At 43.7% G+C, this 19474-nt stretch carries 14 protein-coding genes; 8 read left to right on the top strand and 6 right to left on the bottom strand.

Going from position 1 to position 19474, the window contains the following annotated elements:
- Nucleotides 1–27 precede the first annotated feature (27 nt).
- The 3 genes from tilS to gap (ODOSP_RS00240) all read left to right on the top strand — a co-directional run bounded on the left by tilS (nucleotide 28) and on the right by gap (ODOSP_RS00240) (nucleotide 4390).
- Complete coding sequence (gene tilS, locus ODOSP_RS00250; protein ID WP_013610411.1) at nucleotides 28–1353, top strand: tRNA lysidine(34) synthetase TilS; 1326 nt, start codon at nucleotides 28–30, stop codon at nucleotides 1351–1353.
- 689 nt (nucleotides 1354–2042) lie between these two features.
- Nucleotides 2043–3083, top strand: a complete 1041-nt coding sequence (gap, locus tag ODOSP_RS00245; RefSeq protein WP_013610410.1) for a type I glyceraldehyde-3-phosphate dehydrogenase — start codon at nucleotides 2043–2045, stop codon at nucleotides 3081–3083.
- A gap of 302 nt (nucleotides 3084–3385) precedes the next feature.
- Complete coding sequence (gap, locus tag ODOSP_RS00240; RefSeq protein ID WP_013610408.1) at nucleotides 3386–4390, top strand: type I glyceraldehyde-3-phosphate dehydrogenase; 1005 nt, start codon at nucleotides 3386–3388, stop codon at nucleotides 4388–4390.
- Nucleotides 4391–4600: 210 nt separating this feature from the next.
- Here the strand turns inward: gap (ODOSP_RS00240) and ODOSP_RS00235 are convergent, their stop codons facing one another.
- Nucleotides 4601–5203: a LysO family transporter gene (locus ODOSP_RS00235; RefSeq protein WP_013610407.1), complete on the bottom strand. Its 603-nt coding sequence runs from the start codon at nucleotides 5201–5203 to the stop codon at nucleotides 4601–4603.
- Between the two features lie 33 nt (nucleotides 5204–5236).
- A complete protein-coding gene (locus ODOSP_RS00230; protein ID WP_013610406.1) occupies nucleotides 5237–5521 on the bottom strand; it encodes a LysO family transporter in 285 nt (94 codons plus the stop codon).
- 769 nt (nucleotides 5522–6290) lie between these two features.
- Here ODOSP_RS00230 and ODOSP_RS20050 point away from each other — a divergent pair.
- The 3 genes from ODOSP_RS20050 to ODOSP_RS00210 all read left to right on the top strand — a co-directional run bounded on the left by ODOSP_RS20050 (nucleotide 6291) and on the right by ODOSP_RS00210 (nucleotide 8963).
- On the top strand, nucleotides 6291–6803 hold the full coding sequence (locus ODOSP_RS20050; protein WP_041557074.1) for an NUDIX hydrolase: 513 nt from the start codon (nucleotides 6291–6293) through the stop codon (nucleotides 6801–6803).
- 128 nt (nucleotides 6804–6931) lie between these two features.
- Entirely contained in the window at nucleotides 6932–8188 is a 1257-nt protein-coding gene (locus ODOSP_RS00215) for a putative DNA modification/repair radical SAM protein (RefSeq protein ID WP_013610404.1), read from the top strand.
- 13 nt (nucleotides 8189–8201) lie between these two features.
- Nucleotides 8202–8963 carry a TIGR03915 family putative DNA repair protein gene (locus ODOSP_RS00210; RefSeq protein WP_013610403.1) on the top strand — a complete coding sequence of 254 codons (762 nt, stop codon included), beginning with the start codon at nucleotides 8202–8204 and terminating at the stop codon, nucleotides 8961–8963.
- Between the two features lie 252 nt (nucleotides 8964–9215).
- Here ODOSP_RS00210 and ODOSP_RS00205 read toward each other — a convergent pair whose 3' ends face one another.
- Nucleotides 9216–10574 carry a transposase gene (locus ODOSP_RS00205; RefSeq protein ID WP_041556187.1) on the bottom strand — a complete coding sequence of 453 codons (1359 nt, stop codon included), beginning with the start codon at nucleotides 10572–10574 and terminating at the stop codon, nucleotides 9216–9218.
- A gap of 619 nt (nucleotides 10575–11193) precedes the next feature.
- Here ODOSP_RS00205 and ODOSP_RS00200 point away from each other — a divergent pair.
- Together ODOSP_RS00200 and ODOSP_RS00195 are read left to right on the top strand one after the other, a co-directional pair.
- Nucleotides 11194–14127, top strand: coding sequence for a hypothetical protein (locus ODOSP_RS00200; RefSeq protein ID WP_013610400.1), 2934 nt, complete (start codon nucleotides 11194–11196; stop codon nucleotides 14125–14127).
- Nucleotides 14128–14222: 95 nt separating this feature from the next.
- Nucleotides 14223–15323, top strand: a complete 1101-nt coding sequence (locus ODOSP_RS00195) for an OmpA family protein (protein WP_013610399.1) — start codon at nucleotides 14223–14225, stop codon at nucleotides 15321–15323.
- Between the two features lie 86 nt (nucleotides 15324–15409).
- Here the strand turns inward: ODOSP_RS00195 and ODOSP_RS00190 are convergent, their stop codons facing one another.
- The 3 genes from ODOSP_RS00190 to ODOSP_RS00180 all read right to left on the bottom strand — a co-directional run bounded on the left by ODOSP_RS00190 (nucleotide 15410) and on the right by ODOSP_RS00180 (nucleotide 19459).
- Nucleotides 15410–17080, bottom strand: a complete 1671-nt coding sequence (locus ODOSP_RS00190) for a ribulokinase (protein ID WP_013610398.1) — start codon at nucleotides 17078–17080, stop codon at nucleotides 15410–15412.
- 52 nt (nucleotides 17081–17132) lie between these two features.
- The gene (araA, locus tag ODOSP_RS00185) at nucleotides 17133–18638 is read right to left on the bottom strand and encodes an L-arabinose isomerase (protein ID WP_013610397.1); all 1506 of its coding nucleotides are present in this window, start codon (nucleotides 18636–18638) and stop codon (nucleotides 17133–17135) included.
- A 137-nt stretch (nucleotides 18639–18775) separates the two neighbouring features.
- On the bottom strand, nucleotides 18776–19459 hold the full coding sequence (locus ODOSP_RS00180) for an L-ribulose-5-phosphate 4-epimerase (protein ID WP_013610396.1): 684 nt from the start codon (nucleotides 19457–19459) through the stop codon (nucleotides 18776–18778).
- Nucleotides 19460–19474 lie beyond the last annotated feature (15 nt).

The raw sequence follows: 19474 nt of genomic DNA, 5'->3' as shown, positions 1-19474 counted from the left end.
CTTATAGTTTTTTACCTTATTCATATTATGATCCAGGAAACGATTAAAAATTTTCTTCAACAACATCACATCTCCCGGGATGCAGGATTTATATTGGCCGTCAGCGGCGGAGCCGACTCCATATGCATGTTACATGCATTCAAATACCTGAATCTGAAGATGTTGGTTTTGCATTGCAATTTTTCGTTAAGGGGTAAAGAATCGGACATGGACGAACAATTTGTCAAACGTTTCTGTGATAGTTACGGCATCGCTCACAGCGTCAAAAAATTCGATACCCTGAAGTATGCCCGCGAAAACGGACTTAGTGTAGAAATGGCAGCCCGCGAACTCCGTTACACCTGGTTTCGGGAAATGAAAGAAAAGAAAAAGATGGATTACATTGTCGTCGCCCATCATGCCGACGATGTTGCCGAAACCGTTTTGATCAATCTCTGCCGGGGAACAGGTATAAAAGGGCTAACCGGTATAAAATCCATCAACGGAGACATCCTTCGTCCTCTGCTCCCATGTTCTCGGACAGATATACTGAAATACATAGAAGACCACCAATTGGGGTTTCGGACCGATTCCACCAATAATTCACTGGATTATGTGCGTAATAAAATACGCCACCAGATCATCCCGGTCCTCAAAGAAATCAATCCTTCGTTTCTGGATACCATGACCGAAAATTGCGAAACCCTGAAAGAAACAGAAGAAATCTTTCAATACGGCATTCATCGGTTTCAGGAAGAAATTCTGGATTGCGAGGAAGACGAATTATTGATTCATATTTCCAAAACGCTGGCCACACCCGCCCCTTATACTTTTTTATATGAAACCTTGAAACCTTTCGGTTTTAACAAAGTCCAGATCCGTGACATTCTGAATACGCATACAGCTATCCCCGGCAAACAATTCATCGCCGGCCATCATACCCTGGAAAGAGGCAGAATATTCTGGCGGCTTTACGACAACAGCAAATGCAGCCGGACAATCGTTTCAATTCCAACAACAGGTATTTATACGATCGGAAAACTAAAAGTCGAATTTACGCTCTTCCCCCGTACAGAAGAGTTTGTGATTCCACAGCAACCCGATATCGCTTGTCTGGATGCCGACAAACTCCAATTTCCCCTGCTTATCCGTAATTGGCAAGCCGGAGACTATTTTTGTCCGATCGGGATGAAAAAAAGCAAGAAAAAACTCAGTGATTTTTTCAGAGATCAAAAATTCAGCAGCAAGCAAAAACAGGAATGTTTATTATTGCTTTCGGATGAAAAAATAGCCTGGATTATCGGAAATCGCCCGGACGACCGATTCAAAATCACCTCATTTACCAGTAATATATTACAAATCAGCATTTTATAACAAAATATAAAATTTGATCATAAAATAAAAAGAGGCTTCACAGCCTCTTTTTAAACACACTAACAATAAATTTACTACACTTATAAAGCAATATAATTTCTATATCTCGCGACAAAGATAGGTATTTAAAACGTTTGCACAAATTTTTTCAAAGAAAAAATCAAAAAAAACTTACATTTTTATTTTTTCTCCCTCCATTTTGTAATAATTCCTTGTCTACAAGCGAGATGTTCGAATAAGATTCAGCCGCTCTGAATAATCTTTCCTACTAATTTTTGGGATTCAAAATTTTATTATACATTTGCACACGTTAAAGTTTTTAGGTAATCCATCGAAACGACAGGTTTGTTTGTTCCATCAATTTTTAGGAACCTATTAAAACGAAGTGCATAAATAATAATTCTGAATCTTGGAAGCATGATTAGATAGCAACTTAAGATTATTATCATGAAAATGAAAAAAGTAATTATCGGTTTTATTTTCAGTTTATTTTTGCTGAGCCTTTTATCTTCATGCGCTATCGATCGTAAATGTCCGGCTTATAGTCGGCTGACAGATAGTGCTTTTTTTTATCCATCCTAACGCAAACGTTTGAGTAAATAAAAAACGGACTGTTTTACAGTCCGTGGAGCTCGTATTTTGATTTTTTTACACTAAATAAATAACCAATTTTAAACTAAAAGAAAAAAATGACAAAAATTAAAGTGGGTATCAATGGATTTGGCCGTATCGGCCGTTTGGTATTCCGCGCAGCAATGACCAGAAACGATATTGAAATCGTGGCAATCAACGATCCGAGCGAATTGGATTATTTGGTATATACACTGAAATACGACACCGTACACGGGCGTTTCAACGGAACGATCGAGATCAAAGACGGTGAATTGTATGTCAATGGACGCCACATTCTCGTAACTTCCAGCCGCGAACCGGAAGGTTTGAAGTGGGGAGAAGCCGGAGTAGATTATGTCGTCGAAGCAACAGGTCACTACCTTACCCGTGAAAAAGCGGAAGCTCACCTTCGTGCCGGTGCAAAACGTGTCGTTATGTCGGCACCCGCTAAAGACGATACACCTTTGTTCGTTATGGGGGTAAACCATCAAACTTACGACGGCAACGCAATCGTTTCCAGTGCTTCCTGTACAACCAATTGTCTGGCCCCATTGACCAAGGTCATCCATGAACATTTCGGTATCGTAGAAGGATTGATGACTACCGTACATGCTACGACAGCCAGTCAGCGTACGGTCGATGCTCACTCGAAAAAAGATTGGCGGTTAGGACGTGCCTCAGCCGGCAACATAATCCCTTCCACAACGGGAGCAGCAAAAGCTGTCGGCAAAATCATCCCTGAATTGAACGGCAAACTGACAGGTATGTCTTTCCGCATCCCGACATTGGATATATCTGTCGTAGATGTGACCTTCCGTTTAGCCCAAGAGACGACCTATGAGGAGATCAAAGCGGCAGTAAGAGAGGCCTCCGAAGGAGAACTGAAAGGAATTTTAGGTTATACAGAAGAAGAAGTCGTTTCTTCCGATTTCATAGGAGATGCCCGAACCTGTATATTCGATGCAAAAGCAGGGATCGCCCTTAATAATAAATTTGTAAAACTGATTGCCTGGTATGACAATGAGTGGGGATATTCCAATAAAATGTTAGACCTGATCGCACATATGGCCACTGTAAAAGAAATCCCCAAGGTAAAACATTTGACTTACTGCAATTAGTATTCCTTTCAAATCCTGATTAGCGCCACACTGATCGGCCCAGCTGAGATTCCTGTCCCCATTCATCGGTCAGAACCGAAAGTTCGCCAATCAGAGTTCACAACGAACTCGCTAATCAGGTATTCTGTCCCAACATTACACTTATTCGTAAATCCTTTCAGGATAATGCGTTTCCAACTGAAAATTGAAATCGTTTGAGTTGTTTTTTTCATTTTTTTTCGATATTTACTGAACCATATCAGGAATTTTTTCCGTACTTTTGAAAGGAAATGATAATTTTATAACACTTAAAAACAATAAAAATGGCAAAGATTAAAGTTGGTATCAACGGATTCGGTCGTATCGGCCGTTTGGTTTTCCGCGCAGCTATGACTCGTAACGATATCGAAATCGTAGGAATCAATGACCTGATCGATGTAGACTACATGGTATACATGCTGAAATATGACACGATGCATGGTCGTTTCAACGGAACTGCAGAAGCAAAAGACGGTAAATTGGTTGTCAATGGTCAGGCTATTCGTGTAACTGCTGAAAAAGATCCTGCAAACCTGAAATGGGATGAAGTAGGCGCTGAGTATGTGGTTGAATCAACCGGTCTTTTCCTGACAAAAGAAAAAGCTGAAGCTCACATCAAAGCCGGTGCAAAACGGGTAGTGATGTCTGCACCTTCCAAAGACGATACCCCGATGTTCGTTATGGGTGTCAACAACAAGAAATATGCCGGCGAAACGATCGTTTCAAACGCTTCTTGTACAACCAACTGTCTGGCTCCGCTGACCAAAGTAATCAACGATAAATTCGGTGTTATCGAAGGTTTGATGACCACAGTACACTCAACTACCGCTACTCAGAAAACTGTCGACGGTCCTTCCATGAAAGACTGGAGAGGTGGCCGTGCTGCTGCAGGTAATATTATCCCTTCTTCTACCGGTGCTGCTAAAGCTGTAGGTAAAGTTATTCCCGAACTGAACGGAAAATTGACCGGTATGTCATTCCGTGTTCCGACTCTGGACGTTTCTGTAGTAGACGTGACTTTCCGTTTAGCTAAAGAAGCTTCTTACGATGAAATCAAAGCTGCTATCAAAGAAGCTTCAGAAGGCGAAATGAAAGGTATCCTGGGATACACTGACGAAGATGTCGTTTCTTCTGATTTCTTAGGAGATGCCCGTACTTCTATCTTCGATGCAAAAGCAGGTATTGCTTTGAACAAGAGCTTTGTGAAACTCGTTTCCTGGTATGACAACGAATGGGGGTATTCAAACAAAGTATTGGAATTGATCGCTCATATGGCAACTGTGAAATAATCAGTTTTACTGAAACTAAAAAGCGTCTCGGAAAACGGGACGCTTTTTTATTTTCTCAAAGGAAGTAAAAAACGAAATACCCCTCCCTGGTCTTCCGATAAAAGCGGAGGCAATATTTTCAACTTGCTGAAACAGAAAAAAAGGTTTAAGATGAAGAGTTATTCTTCCATCCTAAACCTTTTTCCACAATTGGGACGAATAAATAATAATCTAAAGTTTCGCAAAAAAAGTGACCAGAAAAGGCACACTGAAATCCACTACAAACCCATGGAATATCGCAATAATCACATACTCTTTACCTGAAAATCGGGTAATAACCGGCAAGGTAGTATCCATCGTAGTAGCACCACCGGAACAGATCGGAGCCAATTTTCCGAAGCAACGGACCAGAACAGCAGCTCCCAACAAAGTAATGATCTCACGTATAATATTAGTAGTCAAAGCGATTGTGCCCAATTCCGCCCCTCTATATTCTGTGATAAAAATACTCGACAAGGAATAATAACCGAAACCCGAACCGATAGCCAGACAATCCGTTAAACGGATATCGGTCAAAAGAAAGCTAACCCCTATACTTCCTGCCAACGTGCCGACAATCGTCGCCAAAGGCACCAGTACAATCCGTAGCTGCTGACCTTTCAACGCCGCCCAGGCTTTCCGGTCACTCCCTATACTTATACCCACCAGGAACATCAACCCGTATAAAACATACATACTAAAATCCTGCTGAAGCAATTCCTGAGGCAGAACGCCCCAGCGGGCCAGAATCACTCCAGCCACAAAAAAAGCAACAATAATCAAACTTCCTTTCATTTATTCTGAATCAAAATAACGACTTAGAAATACTCAGGAAACAGAAGACTCGTCTCTCCTCATGAAAAAAAAGCGATATACCACCCAAGCCAGGATCACACTTCCCGATACTCCTCCCAGGGCCAGGATCAAACCTTTCAAACCGATCGTATCCAGATTATTCATAATCTCTCCGTTCGTACCGACAGCAATACCTAATAAGAATAACAATAACCAAATGGCCAGCATAATCCATTTTTGTACCCACCGGAACTGATAATTTTTCAATAAATACCCGGTGAATACGCCCAGCAACATAATTCCGACAATCTTCAACATAATCCTTTTCTTATAAAACTATCTTTTCATTCGGTTTATAAACTTTACAAACTTTTTCAAATACGTTTCGGGCTACAAAGTTAATACAGAAATTTTCAGTTCCAGCTGTATTCCGGTTTTGTCTCTCTCTTTTTTCCGCTATTTTGCAGGGCAGTGCTGTGGGGAGATAAAGTATATTGATTATTTTTGCCAGTCGTTTTATAGCTTTAAAATCATGAATCATTCTGTTCGAAGTCTTTTACCCTCTTTACTACTGATAGGGATCTATTTCATAGCCGATGAATTTTTCGGAACAGTTACCGGAGTATGGGTCGCCTTTCTTTTAGGAGGAGCCGAGTTTATCTATACCCGAATCCGGGAAAAAGTATATGACAAAATGATCCTCCTCACTACTTTGTTTTTTTGTATCCCGGGTCTGATTTCCATTTGGGCAAACGGTTCGGTACTTTCACAGCTACAACCGGCTATTATTGAAACGGCTTTATGTTTATTGCTAGGATTTTTCGCCTTCTCACATACCGACTTTACCCATACTCTACCTGCCGGTTACCGCAAAAATATCCACCTTTCGGGACCACAACTTCAAAGTATGCGAAAAATGTTGCGGATACTTTTTATCCTCGTCGCCCTACATACCCTACTTGCCTATACAGCCATTCTATTTTTGCCGGAGGACACGGCAAAATTCATCACTACCCCACTCTTATACATTATTTTAGGTACTTATTTTGTCGTATTTTTTATCTATAACCGTCTTTTATTGAGAAAAATGAAAAAAGAAGAATGGTTGCCTATCGTCGACGAGAAAGGAGAAGTTACCGGCCAGGCCCCCCGCAGCATTTGTCATTCGGGATCCAAACTACTCCATCCCGTCGTACATTTACACATTACCAACGATCGCCACGAACTATTCCTGCAAAAAAGAAGTATGAAAAAAGACCTTCTGCCCGGTATGTGGGATACTGCAGTAGGCGGACATATCGGCGTAAATGAGAAAGTCGAAGATGCACTTAAACGGGAGGCTTCCGAAGAATTGGGCATCACAGACTTCGAGGCCCGTTTTCTGGGTAACTACGTTTGGGAAAGTCCCCGCGAACGGGAACTGGTTTTTTCTTTTTTATGTACCCGTTACAACCATATCCACATCGATAACGATGAAGTGGACGAAGGGCGTTTTTGGACTCTGCAAGAATTGGCAGAGGGCATGGAGAAAAATAAGCTGACTCCCAACCTGGTCCACGAATACCGACTATTACTCAAACCCTTGTTTAACCGGTCATAAAATCGACCGTATTATTCTGCGCCCCGGTGGTCCCGATAGCACCGAAAACAGCCGAATAATTCCGTCAAGTCTATATTTAACTATTTTCGATTTGTTTTCTCACCAGGAAGTTCTTTCTTTGTGACACTATGGATGAATCTGTTTTGAATAAGTTAAAGATATTGGCAGAATCTGCCAAATACGATGTATCCTGTGCCTCCAGCGGTACGTCCCGGGGACATAAAGCCGGGGCGATAGGTAGTGCTGCAGGCTGGGGGATTTGTCACAGCTTTGCCGAAGACGGACGTTGTATTTCTTTGTTGAAGATCATGCTGACCAACTATTGCAGGTACGACTGTGCCTACTGCATCAATCGCAGGAGCAACGATATCCCGCGGGCAACACTCTCGGTAACCGAATTGGTCAATCTCACCATTGAATTTTACCGCAGGAATTACATCGAAGGCTTATTCCTGAGTTCAGGAGTCGTCCGCAACCCGGATTATACCATGGAACGCCTGGTACGAATCGTCAAGGATCTACGAACCATCCACCGTTTCAACGGATATATTCATTTAAAAGGAATTCCGGGAGCCAGTCCGGAACTTATCCACGAAGCCGGATTATATGCCGACCGGATGAGTGTCAACATCGAAATACCCAACGAAAAAAGCTTACAGACATTAGCTCCCGAAAAGGATTTCCAAAGCGTATTCACACCGATGCGTCACATCCAGCAAGGCGTATTGGAAAGTGCCGAAGAGCGGAAAAAATACCGGTCGGCTCCCCGTTTTGCCCCTGCGGGACAAAGTACCCAGATGATTATAGGAGCTACTCCGGATTCCGACAAAGATATCCTCCGGTTATCTTCTGCCCTTTATCAGCGACCGACCATGAAAAGGGTATACTATTCGGGATTTGTACCCGTCAATGCTTACGACAACCGTTTACCCCAATTGAAACAACCGCCGCTGGTACGGGAAAACCGACTGTATCAAGCCGATTGGTTATTGCGTTTTTATCAGTTCAAAGTGGATGAAATTGTCGACGACTCTTATCCTGACCTGGACCTTGAAATCGATCCGAAACTGGCCTGGGCACTACGCCATCCTGAAAAATTCCCCGTAGACATCAACCGGGCAGATTATGAGTTATTGCTCCGTATTCCCGGTTTAGGAGTAAAATCGGCGAAAATGATCATTGTCTCCCGTCGCTACGGTAAAATCAATGGTTCGCAATTGAAAAAAATGGGGGTCGTTTTGAAGAAAGCACAATATTTCATTACCTGTAATGAACTTCCCCTACAGACGGTTCAGGAACTCCGGCCCGAGCGGGTACGCCAGTTACTCATTCCACACAAAGGCAAACAGGAAGATCCCCGTCAGCTAAAGATTATCTTCGAATAAAACCGAAAAGCCGATGATTGTCTACCAATATGATAAAAGCTTCGACGGACTACTCACCTGTATATTCGAGGCTTATGACCGAAAAATGTTTCCGGATATACTACAGGCCGAAGGAGTTCCCCTTCCTTTATTCCACGAAGAGGTAATTCGGATTATTACCGATGAACGCAAATCCTCCCGGGTATGGAAAGGTCTTGAAAAGAGACTCTCTCCGGCCGGCCTATCCGTTATCACCTCTTGCTGGTTGTCCGAACTTCCGGATACCGACCGCTTACTATTCCGTTATATCCGCAAAGCTATCGACGCTCTCCGCCCGATCGAAATCAACTTCGGAGATCCCGATGTACTCGAAGCCACTCAGATCGCTAAGAAAGTGGGGAACGAACGTCTACGGGTTGTCCAATTCACCCGTTTTCAAAAAACCATCGACGGAACTTATTTTGCCGCCCTCGAACCGATATACAATGTACTGCCTTTGGTTATCGGTCACTTTCAAAACCGATTCGCCGACCAATGCTGGTTGCTGTATGATATCAAACGGGAATACGGTTATTATTACAATCGGCAAAAAGTCGATGAAGTCCGTTTCGAAACCAAAGGAACCCATCTTTTGACCGGCAAACTGGATCAGCAACTGATGGCAGAAGATGAACAACTTTTTCAGCAACTCTGGCGAACCTACTTTAAAACCATCGCCATCAAAGAACGTATCAATCCGAAACTGCACCGCCAAAACCTCCCCGTCCGTTTCTGGAAATACCTCACAGAAAAATAATTCATCCTCCCCTTTTATTATTATGACCGGATAATTACCACTACTCAAATTTAATTTTCACTTATAGTAAATAGGGATATTCAGTAAATGTCCCTATAAAATACAATGGCATATGAAGATGCCCCAGTATAATCACTTCATATGTCATTTTTATTGTCATTTTTCTGTATTTTCCCATATACTCTTATAGGCAGGACATGACGTTCCGGAAGAAGTCTGACGACCTCTTCTGATTTTTTCGTTAAAATCATATCATGCTGCTTTCAGCGCTCTGTTCCTGACCTTATCTATCATCAGTATGGCATTTGCCGTATGTATTCCAAAGAAAATCCAAAGGATTTCCGTCTTCCTGTTCCGTGCCTTTATCCTTGAGAGTGAGTAATGTTGCTTTTGAGTGCCGAAGCTGCCTTCAAGCCTGGTGGCCCTTTCTTTGGAGAGTTCACTTCTGAGAACCTTTCTCAAGGATTCATCCCTGGCCGCCCTTCCCTTGCGTACAAAGGATGTGGATATTCCATATTTTGTACAGAACTTTCGGTTGGTATTATTGGCATATATGGAATCGGCAGCCACGCATCTTACCCTCACATTCATGAGCTTCTGCTGCATGCGGATGCAGTCCTTCAGGCGTATACCTTCGTTGAAAGCCTTGAACGAAAGATGTTCGATGAACGATATGCCGTCTATCTGTATGTTGTTGACCTTCGCACCGAACTCGACGGACTTTGTTTCCTTGCCTCTTACAATGGGACGTACATAATGACGGTCAATGCTGACGATGCGGTCCCTGACCTTCTTCCCTACAAACATTTCCTTTTCCTGTACAAGAACCTTTCTGATGATGGAAAGACGTTTCTGGTAATCCTGGGTATAGCGGAGTAAGGTTCCGTACTCTCGATGAATCTCATCCCTCTGTATGAGGAGCTTTTCAAGAAGCCTGATCATACGACGCTTGAGCATTCTTGTCCTCGAAGCCTTCCTTTTTCTTTTCTTGCAGTAGGACAGATAGGACTCCGCTACATTCCTGTATTTGTTGCGGGGACGTCTTATGCCAGGTTCCACACAATGCCTGCAGATATATCTATAGAGCCATTCAAGGCTTTCCCAAAGGAGTTTCATGTCAGTAGGATAACGCATATGGCTTTCATAGCATGTGGCATCGGCCATACAGACGTGAAGGCTGTCAAGATAGGGTTTCCAGTGTGAAGCCAGCACTTCCTGGAGGGAATCAACATCAAGACGGGACGCTATCTCATTGCGGATAGCACTGACTATCTTGTAGTTGGTTATGGGGAAGAACGGATTTATCATAATCCAGCAGAACATCTGGTAGTGTATGTTCCCGTTCAGATGTTCCACCAGCTGCCTGTCAGAGAAGCCGGTGTATGCCTTCAGGACCATAAGGGCAATCTTTGCGCAGGGACTGAATATATTCCTGCGCCCCAGATGCTGGTCCGACAAGCCCATAGTCTTTGCTATATGCTCAAATGGAAATACCGAATGAAGCCTGCCAAACTCACTCTCATGAAAACTTTTGCGGTATCTTTCCAGAATATCAAATTCTGTAAACCCCAAAGTAGGGTGAATTTCTGAAATATTTTGTACTTTTGCCATATCTTTGTTGGAAAATTTCCCCCGTTTTGGCTTCCAAACCTTATTTGCGGGGGAATACCTAAAGATACAAAAAAGCCAACTAATTCGCAATATTTTATGTATGAATTATTTGGCTAATTTTATAGTATTTACTGAATGTCCCTAAATAATTTTTGTGCACCGATCCTGAAAAAAATATAAAATTATTTTGTATCTCCCAAAAAAAGTATTTACTTTGCTCTATGAATTCTGAAGCAAACTGCAAAAAAATGAAATAGTTGCAAATAAAGAAAACGAACGTTTAATTTGTGTAATCATATAACCATCCCGGGAAGGGGTGGTTTTTTTATTTGCATATAAGGTAATTTTTTGATTCTCAAACACTAACACATAATTCATCATAATTTATTTTTTTATAAAAATCATCCAATAAAAAACGTTCGCTTTTGTTGGATATCTATAAAGTTTTCAATATAGAAATCAGATCTGATTTACATGGGAATTTTCCTATTTTATGTCATTGATATGTTAATCTTATATTTATACAAACCAATAAAAAACTGATTGTACATAGCTAATAAAAAATTAAATAGACAAACAATTAACTTTTAGAAACTAATCACTTTTAAATTTATTTCAGATGAGACAAACAACTAAATTTTTACGCATTTTGATGTGTATGGTATTGGGATTGTCGATGTCATTTCAAAGTTGTAAAGACTATGATGATGATATCGATAAGTTAAACAATCGGATCGATGGGGTAATCACAGACCTGACGACTTTAAAAGAGACAGTAAAGGGCCTGATTAAGGAGGTTACTTACGATGCAGCCACAGGAAAACTAACCGTAACACCGGTAAACGGTGATAGCAAGACTTACGCTATCGGTCAATCTCTTCCGACGTATGAACTGAAAGTAAGCGGAGCCTCATGCTGGCTGGAGAAAGATGGTCAACAATCAGGAGATAAACTGGAAATCGCTATACCAGACGCTCCGGCAGGATTCGATGAGACCAAACTGACAGTAAAAACGGAAAACGGGAAATATTGTATTTATTATAACGAGAAAAAAACAAATGTTGAAATTGCTGTACCGACAGAAAATTCTATACAAAAAACCGGAAACACCGTAACTATTGTACTTGGTGACAAAACAGTCAGTTTTACCTTATCGGCCGGAGACGTACTGAAGAGTCTGGTATTCGAACCCCAGGCTTATCTGAATGGTGTAGAAGCCATGAAAGCCCGTGGTATTCTTACTGACTCATGGGAAATTGTCACTTCTGACAAAACCCCGACTACAACCGGTGAAATTTGGAAAGAAAATACAACCAAAACAGTGAAAATAGGAGCTAAAGTAGTTGCTTATTATCATGTAAATCCAAGCACTGTAGATCCTGCAACGATCAAAGGCCTCACTTTCATTACGAAAAACAGAGAAAAAATCGTTACCCGGACAGCAGCAAACGACCTGAATGCAAAACTGATTTCTTACAAAATCGTGAAAGGAGAAGAGAGCGACAGTCCTATGTTACAGGTAATTTTCACGGTAGATGTAGAAAAAATTGCAGCTTTCGATGCCGATGCACTGTCTACTATTGCTGTTCAGGCCAGTGTACAGGAAGTAGCAGAAGAAGGGGAAACCGTTCCCACCGCTCAGATCATCACCTCCGATTACGCAGCTGTATATAATACGACCATTACCGATTTCCGTCTGGCATCGAAAGATATAACCCAATATGCCGGAATGGATAGCGACGGTCACCTCTATGGAACCGTAAGCGGTAAAGCCGAAGACGCTATCAACGCTTCCGATCCGACAGCTGTGGTACCGGAAGTCATTACAGTGGTATACGACAACTCTGAGAAAGTGAAACTAGAAAACTATGTAGTTTCTCATTATACTGAAAAGGATTACCAAGGGAATATTCTGGTAAACTGCGATCCGAAGGAATCGCTTTCCAGAGCCGGTCTGAAGGCATTAGGTCTGGATTTCCGTTTTGCCGCTTCTAATTACGTTACCGGAAATAACCAAACTCCGCAGAATGAATTCTTCAGTGTAGATCCGACAACCGGTGAAATTACGGTAAAGGTATATCAGACATCAGGAACAGCAGCCATCGGACGTATGCCGCTGGTACGCGTAGAACTGTTCGACACCCTGACTAACAATGTAGTCAATGTGGGATGGATCAAATTATTGATTATCAGAGACAATACTCCAGGCATCGAAAAAACTAAAGATTTCAGCACAATCAAGTGGGGCTGCTCAGCCGTCATCAAGCAAGTAGATGTCGAATTTATGAATACCCAAATTTACAATGCCTTAGGCCTGAGTAAAGATGATTTCCACGCCATCTATAAACTGAATACCATAGAATCCGAAGGTGACGGAACGATTGCAGAAAAACCGGATCATATTCAGGATGAAACTTATGTGATCGAATGGACAATTTCCGACGCAGAACTCAAAGCTGCTACAAACGGTAAAGAATTTACACACAAGGTTGTTTATAGTGCCAAAGGACGTCAGGACGTAGTCATTACTTTGAAAGCCACCGTCGAGCATCCAAAAGCTGCTACTGTAGGTGAAGGGATCAAAGAATACTGGGATGCAGCCATGACTTATGTCCGCCTGAATGTAGAAGTAGTAGACGCCGTTAATAAGTGCGATTTCATCGCAGACTTGTTGAGTACTTTCAATGGTAACAAATTGGAATTGAACGGAAAAGATAACACATTCACCGAGTTCACTACTTTGAATTATTCATTTATTTTCTCTGATAAAAACGTAAACCGGGAAGTAACCGGTCTGGATGGAACCAAATACAACCTGAATGTACAAGACAATGGAAAATCCCTGTATGCCGATAATACTAAAATCGCTTCTCTGAGCGATGCTAGCAATGCCATGGCAACAGCTTCTGTTGTAACCTATGAAAATAACGAGGTGGCTAAAAACTTACTGAACAAGGCAGGACACCTGGAATTAGGCGAAGGGGCGACTTTCTACGCCTGGATGAATGTAAAAGCGATCAATGGTTGTGGTCTCGAATATCCGTTATCCAATGGTGAATTCAAAGCTTACTTCCTGCGTCCGGTAGATGTGTTGAAACAAGAAAAAGCAGCCACCTTAAGAGATGCACAGACCAACGGATCTACGATCAATTTAATGGATCTGATCGAACTGAAAGACTGGAGAGAAGAGGCATTCCAATTTACACCTGTAAACTTCTATAAGTACTACAAAGTTGAACAAATCGTAGCTTTAGCCGGTGACCATGCTGACGTAAAGTATCCGATCTATACCACTTTGAACGGTAACAAACTGGAAGACAAAGTTCAGCTGGGTAGTGTTACAAAAAAACTAGTTCTGACAGCTAGCGAAGGAATACCAGCTGCTGTTCCAACCAGTGAGGCAGATCTGGCCAATTACGGTACTCTGACCCTGAAGAATAATGGAGCTGCCGTAGGAGCCTTTAAACTAAATGTTCCTGTCAAAGTCGTATATAAATGGGGTGAAGTAATCGAATATATCGTAGTAGATGTATTAGCTACTCAAGGTAACTGATTATTCCCTACGAAATTCTGTTAACTTTTAAGTAGTAAAATGAATGAGGCGGTGAGGAAGCTCACCGCCTCTGTTTATCCTCATAAAATTCTATTATGAAACAAACAATTTTAGCCGCCTTGCTTTTAGCAAGCACCACTTCTCTTTTCGCCCAAAAGGAGACAGAGAAAATTGAGTTCCGCCCGCATTGGTATATGCAGGTTCAGGGAGGTATCGGTCATACGATCGGAGAAGGTAAGTTTTCCGACCTGGTGTCGCCGGCAGCAGCCCTGTCGGCAGGCTACCGTTTTACGCCCGTGTGGGGATTGCGCGGAGGATTCAGCGGATGGCAGGGGAAAGGCTGTTGGGTGAATCCCCGACAGGAGTATAAGTTCAATTATGCACAGCTGAACGCAGAGGCCACTTTCGACATCGCCAACTGCCTCGGAGGATTCAATCACAAGCGTTTCTTCAACCCTTATCTGTTTGCAGGTATCGGGGTCAACATGGCTTTCAACAACGACGACGCTGTTGCCCTCAATGAGGCTGGAAACAAACTGCAATATCTATGGGACGACACCAAGGCTTTCGTGGCAGGCCGTCTGGGAGTAGGGATGGATTTCAGAATTTGTGATGCCGTAGCGTTTAACCTCGAAGGGAATGCCAATACCCTATCCGACCATTTCAACTCGAAGAAAGCAGGAAATGCCGACTGGCAATTCAACATTCTTGCCGGCGTGAGCATCCGCTTCGGCAAGGGATATACCAGGAAAACACAAAAGGCTGCCCCGACTTCTATCCCACCCCGGAACGTACCGAAGGAAGAGCCGAAAGAGGACCCGAAACCGGTTGTCGTGCCTGAAAAAAAGACAGAAAAACTTCAGCCGATACAGGTAAATGTGTTCTTCAAAATCAACTCAGCTGTGATCCGCCCGGAGGAAGCCGGCAAAGTGGATGAACTTGCCGCTTATCTGCAAAAAAATCCGGCAGCGCAAGTTACCCTGACAGGATATGCCGATGTGCAGACCGGCAATCACCGTCTCAACAAGACGCTTTCCGCCAGACGTGCACAGGCCGTAGCCGATGCACTCACGGCAAAAGGCATTGCCGCCGACCGCATCACCGCCGACTCCCAAGGCGATACCGTCCAGCCATTCGCCACTCCGGAAGAAAACCGGGTCACCATCTGCATCACAGCAGACGCTCCGGGCATGTAACGACAAAGACATCCCCTAAAAGAAAATTGCCCTCTGAAAGCCGTTCAAAACTTTCAAAGGGCATTTCCTAACTTCGTCATCCAGAATCAGCAAAACAATGCCTTTTCCGTAAACTCCCCGACTTTCAGGTATTTCCGATAGATTTCCTCATACAGCTTCGCATTGGCAGCATTGGGAGTATATTCCATAGCAAACCCGGAGCTCATGGCCTTCTGAGCATCTTCAACACGGTTATATACCCCGGCCGCGGTAGCCGCAAACATAGCAGCTCCCAGGGCACAGGCCTGATCAGTCTTACAGACTTTGATCGGCATATTCAAAACATCACTCAGCGTCTGCATAACAAACGGAGATTTCAAAGCAATTCCTCCGATTCCGATCACGCTATCGATCTGAACCCCCTCATTCCGGAAACGATCGACGATCGCCTTCGAACCGAAAGCGGTAGCCTCTACCAAAGCCCGGAAAATACGGGGAGCGGTACTTCCCAAAGTCAATCCGGTAATCGTTCCCTTCAACAACTGATTGGCATCCGGGGTGCGCCGTCCGTTCATCCAATCGGTAGCAATAACCGTACTTTCTTCCGCCGGTATCTTTTCAGCCTCGGCCGTCAAAGCAGGAATAATCCGGTTGCAAGCTTCTGCCACAAGCCGCTCTTTCATCTCCTCATCCAGCAAATCGCTCTTTCCGACTATCTCTTTCAACGGGAATTCCAACACCCGTTTAAACCAGGCATAAATATCCCCGAATCCCGATTGTCCGGCTTCCAAACCGACCATACCGGGAATAACCGACCCATCTACCTGCCCGCAAATGCCTTTGATCAGTTTATGTCCGATCTCCTCATAAGTAGCCACCATGACATCACAAGTCGATGTACCGATCACCCGCACAAAAGTATGCGGAGTGACCCCGGCTCCGACAGCTCCCATATGGCAATCGAAAGCACCTCCTGCAACCACGACTTCTGTAGTCAACCCCAGGCGTTCAGCCCATTCCGGTGATAACTTACCTACCGGTTTATCGGCAGTCTCCGTCTTTTCAAACAAGCGTGAACGAAAACCGGCCAACAAAGGATCTAAAGTGGTCAGAAACTCCTCACTGGGTAATCCTCCCCATTGTTCGTGCCACATCGCTTTATGGCCACAGGCACAACGGCTGCGGACGATATCGTCACTCTTGGTCACTCCGGTGATCAAAGCCGGCAACCATTCACAATATTCTACGATCGAATATGCTTTCGCCCTGACATGCTCATCTTCACGAAGTACATGTAAAGCTTTTGCCCAAAACCATTCCGACGAATAGATTCCTCCTTCATAAGCCGAATAATCGATATTCCATTCTCCGCAAAGTCTATTGATCTCGGCAGCTTCCCGGATTGCCGTGTGATCTTTCCAAAGTACAAACATCGCGTTCGGATTCTCAGCGAATTCCGGCAAGAGCGCCAGAGGAGTCCCCGTGGCATCGGTAAAAGCAGGGGTACTCCCGGTTGTATCGAAAGCGATCCCCACCACTTTTTCAGCCGTACCGGCAGGACAAGCCGCCAAAGCCTCTTTCACCGAAGCTTCCAACACATCGATATAATCCTGCGGATGCTGACGATATTGATTGATCGCCGGATTACAGTATTTCCCCTCTTTCCAGCGGGGATAATATTTCACAGCAGTAGCCAGTGTCTCCCCTGTCAGCGCATTCACAACGATCGCCCGGGCCGAATCACTACCATAATCTAAACCTATAACGTATTTTTCCATATTTTCTCTAATTGAAAACTGAAAATTGACAGAAATAATTGTCAATTATCAATTAACAGAGTGCTTTATTCAGCATATAATAAACTTCGTTCATACGGAGTTCTTTCTTGAATTCCGGAATGGTGGTGTTTTTGTCGATCACAACCATTTCTATCCCTGCTATCTCGGCATAATCTTCCCAATATTCGGTAGTCAGGTCATACGAAAAACTGGTATGATGCGTACCTCCTGCCAAAATCCAGGCACCTGCACCGACTTCCAGATTCGGTTGCGGTATCCACAAAGCCGAAGCAACGGGAAGTTTAGGTAATTTTTTACTCTTGATACAATCCACCACATTGACAATGAGACGGAAACGGTTACCCAAATCCACGACAGTAGCAGCAACTCCTTCTCCTTGTTTGCTGGTGAAAACCAAACGGGCGGTTTCGCTGTCGATACCGATACTCAGCCGGTGTACTTCCAGCCGTGGTTTCTGCTCTGCAATCAACGGGCATACTTCCAGCATATGAGCCTGTAAGATGGCACTCTTTTCCCCATCGAAATGCAAGGTATAATCTTCGAGGAAAGAACATCCTTTAGGTAATCCCTGACTCATAAACCAGGTAGTCCGGTAAAGAGCCGCCGTTTTCCAGTCACCTTCCGCCCCGAAACCATATCCTTCAGCCATCAGACGCTGTGATGCCAAACCCGGAATCTGATCGAACAATCCCAGATCGTTGAAATTGGTTGTAAATCCTTTTGCTCCGGTATCTTTCAACAAACGGCGCAAGGCGATCTCGGCTTTTGCAGAGTTCCAGACTTTGGTATAAGCTTCCGTACCGGTCTGTTCCAGAGCAGCATCATGCTCGTATTCTTTAAAATAAGTAGCCACTAAAGCCTGTACCTCCTTATCCTCGACAGCCTGATAATAAACCATCAGATCATTCACCGGGTAATAGTCGACATGATACCCCAATACCTGTTCTGCAGTCACTTTATCCCCGTCGGTCACAGCCACATTATTCATCTGGTCACCGAAACGAAGGATCAGCATATCCTGAGCATCGGCCCAGGCAGCAGCGACACGCATCCAAACTGCAATTTTTTTCTGAGCGGCCTCATCCTGCCAGTGCCCCACCACCACCTTACGGGGTTTACGCATACGGGTCACGATGTGACCGAACTCCCGGTCACCGTGAGCACTCTGATTCAGGTTCATAAAATCCATATCTATGGTATCCCAGGGGATTTCTTTATTAAACTGAGTATGGAAATGCAACAACGGTTTCTTCAGTTCCTGCAATCCATGAATCCACATCTTAGCCGGAGAAAAAGTATGCATCCAGGTAATTACCCCGATACATTTCGCATCATGATTAGCAGCCTTGAATGCTTCCGTGATTTCTTTCGCCGAATTCACCGTACCTTTATATACTACTTTCACCGGCAAATTTCCGGATTCATTCAATCCTTTTACCATCTCATTGGAGTGAGCATCTACAGCCACAACAGCATCTCCTCCGTACAGCAGCTGAGCTCCTGTCACAAACCATACTTCAAAATTTTCGAAAACCATAATTATTTTAAATTGATAATCGACAATTGATAATGCTATCCATTTTCAACAGTCAATCTGAATTATTACTTATTTTACCTATTATATTCCGGCAATGCACCCGACAGTAAAGGTCAACTGTGCATTGTCAATTCAATTTATTGTCCGTAATAAGCATTCGGACCGTGTTTACGGAAGAAATGCTTCTGAATCAGATAAGGATTCATAGATAAACGGGGGTTAACCGTAAGCGCCACAAAAGCCATCTTAGCCACTTGTTCCATCACCACAGCATGGTGTACCGCTTCGTGAGCATCTTTTCCCCAGGAAAAAGGACCATGGTTTTTGACCAGTACTCCGGGGATATATTCCGGGTTCAACTTCCGGAAACGTTCCACAATCACATTCCCGGTTTCCTCCTCGTAGGCTCCTTCGACTTCCGCCTGAGACATATCCCGGGTACAAGGAATCGGCCCACTGAAATAATCCGCATGTGTGGTGCCGATATTCGGTAGATCGATACCGGCCTGAGCCCATGACGTAGCATACGTAGAATGGGTATGCACCACTCCTCCGATCGCCGGGAAAGCCTTGTACAACACCAGATGGGTCGGAGTATCCGAAGAAGGTTTCAAACTCCCCTCTACGATATGCCCGTCTAAATCCACTACTACCATATCTTCCGGTTTCATCTGTTCATAAGCTACACCGGAAGGTTTGATCACCACCAGGCCCGATGTCCGGTCGATAGCACTGACATTCCCCCAGGTAAAAATAACCAGGCCATGCTTCACCAATTCCAGATTCGCCTCACAAACCTCTTTTTTCAATGCTTCTAACATAACTACTATTTTAAT

The sequence above is a fragment of the Odoribacter splanchnicus DSM 20712 genome, from assembly GCF_000190535.1.
Classification (GTDB): Bacteria; Bacteroidota; Bacteroidia; order Bacteroidales; family Marinifilaceae; genus Odoribacter; species Odoribacter splanchnicus.
The sequence above is the reverse complement of the archived record's forward strand: the minus strand, read 5'-3'. Positions and strand labels throughout refer to the sequence as shown.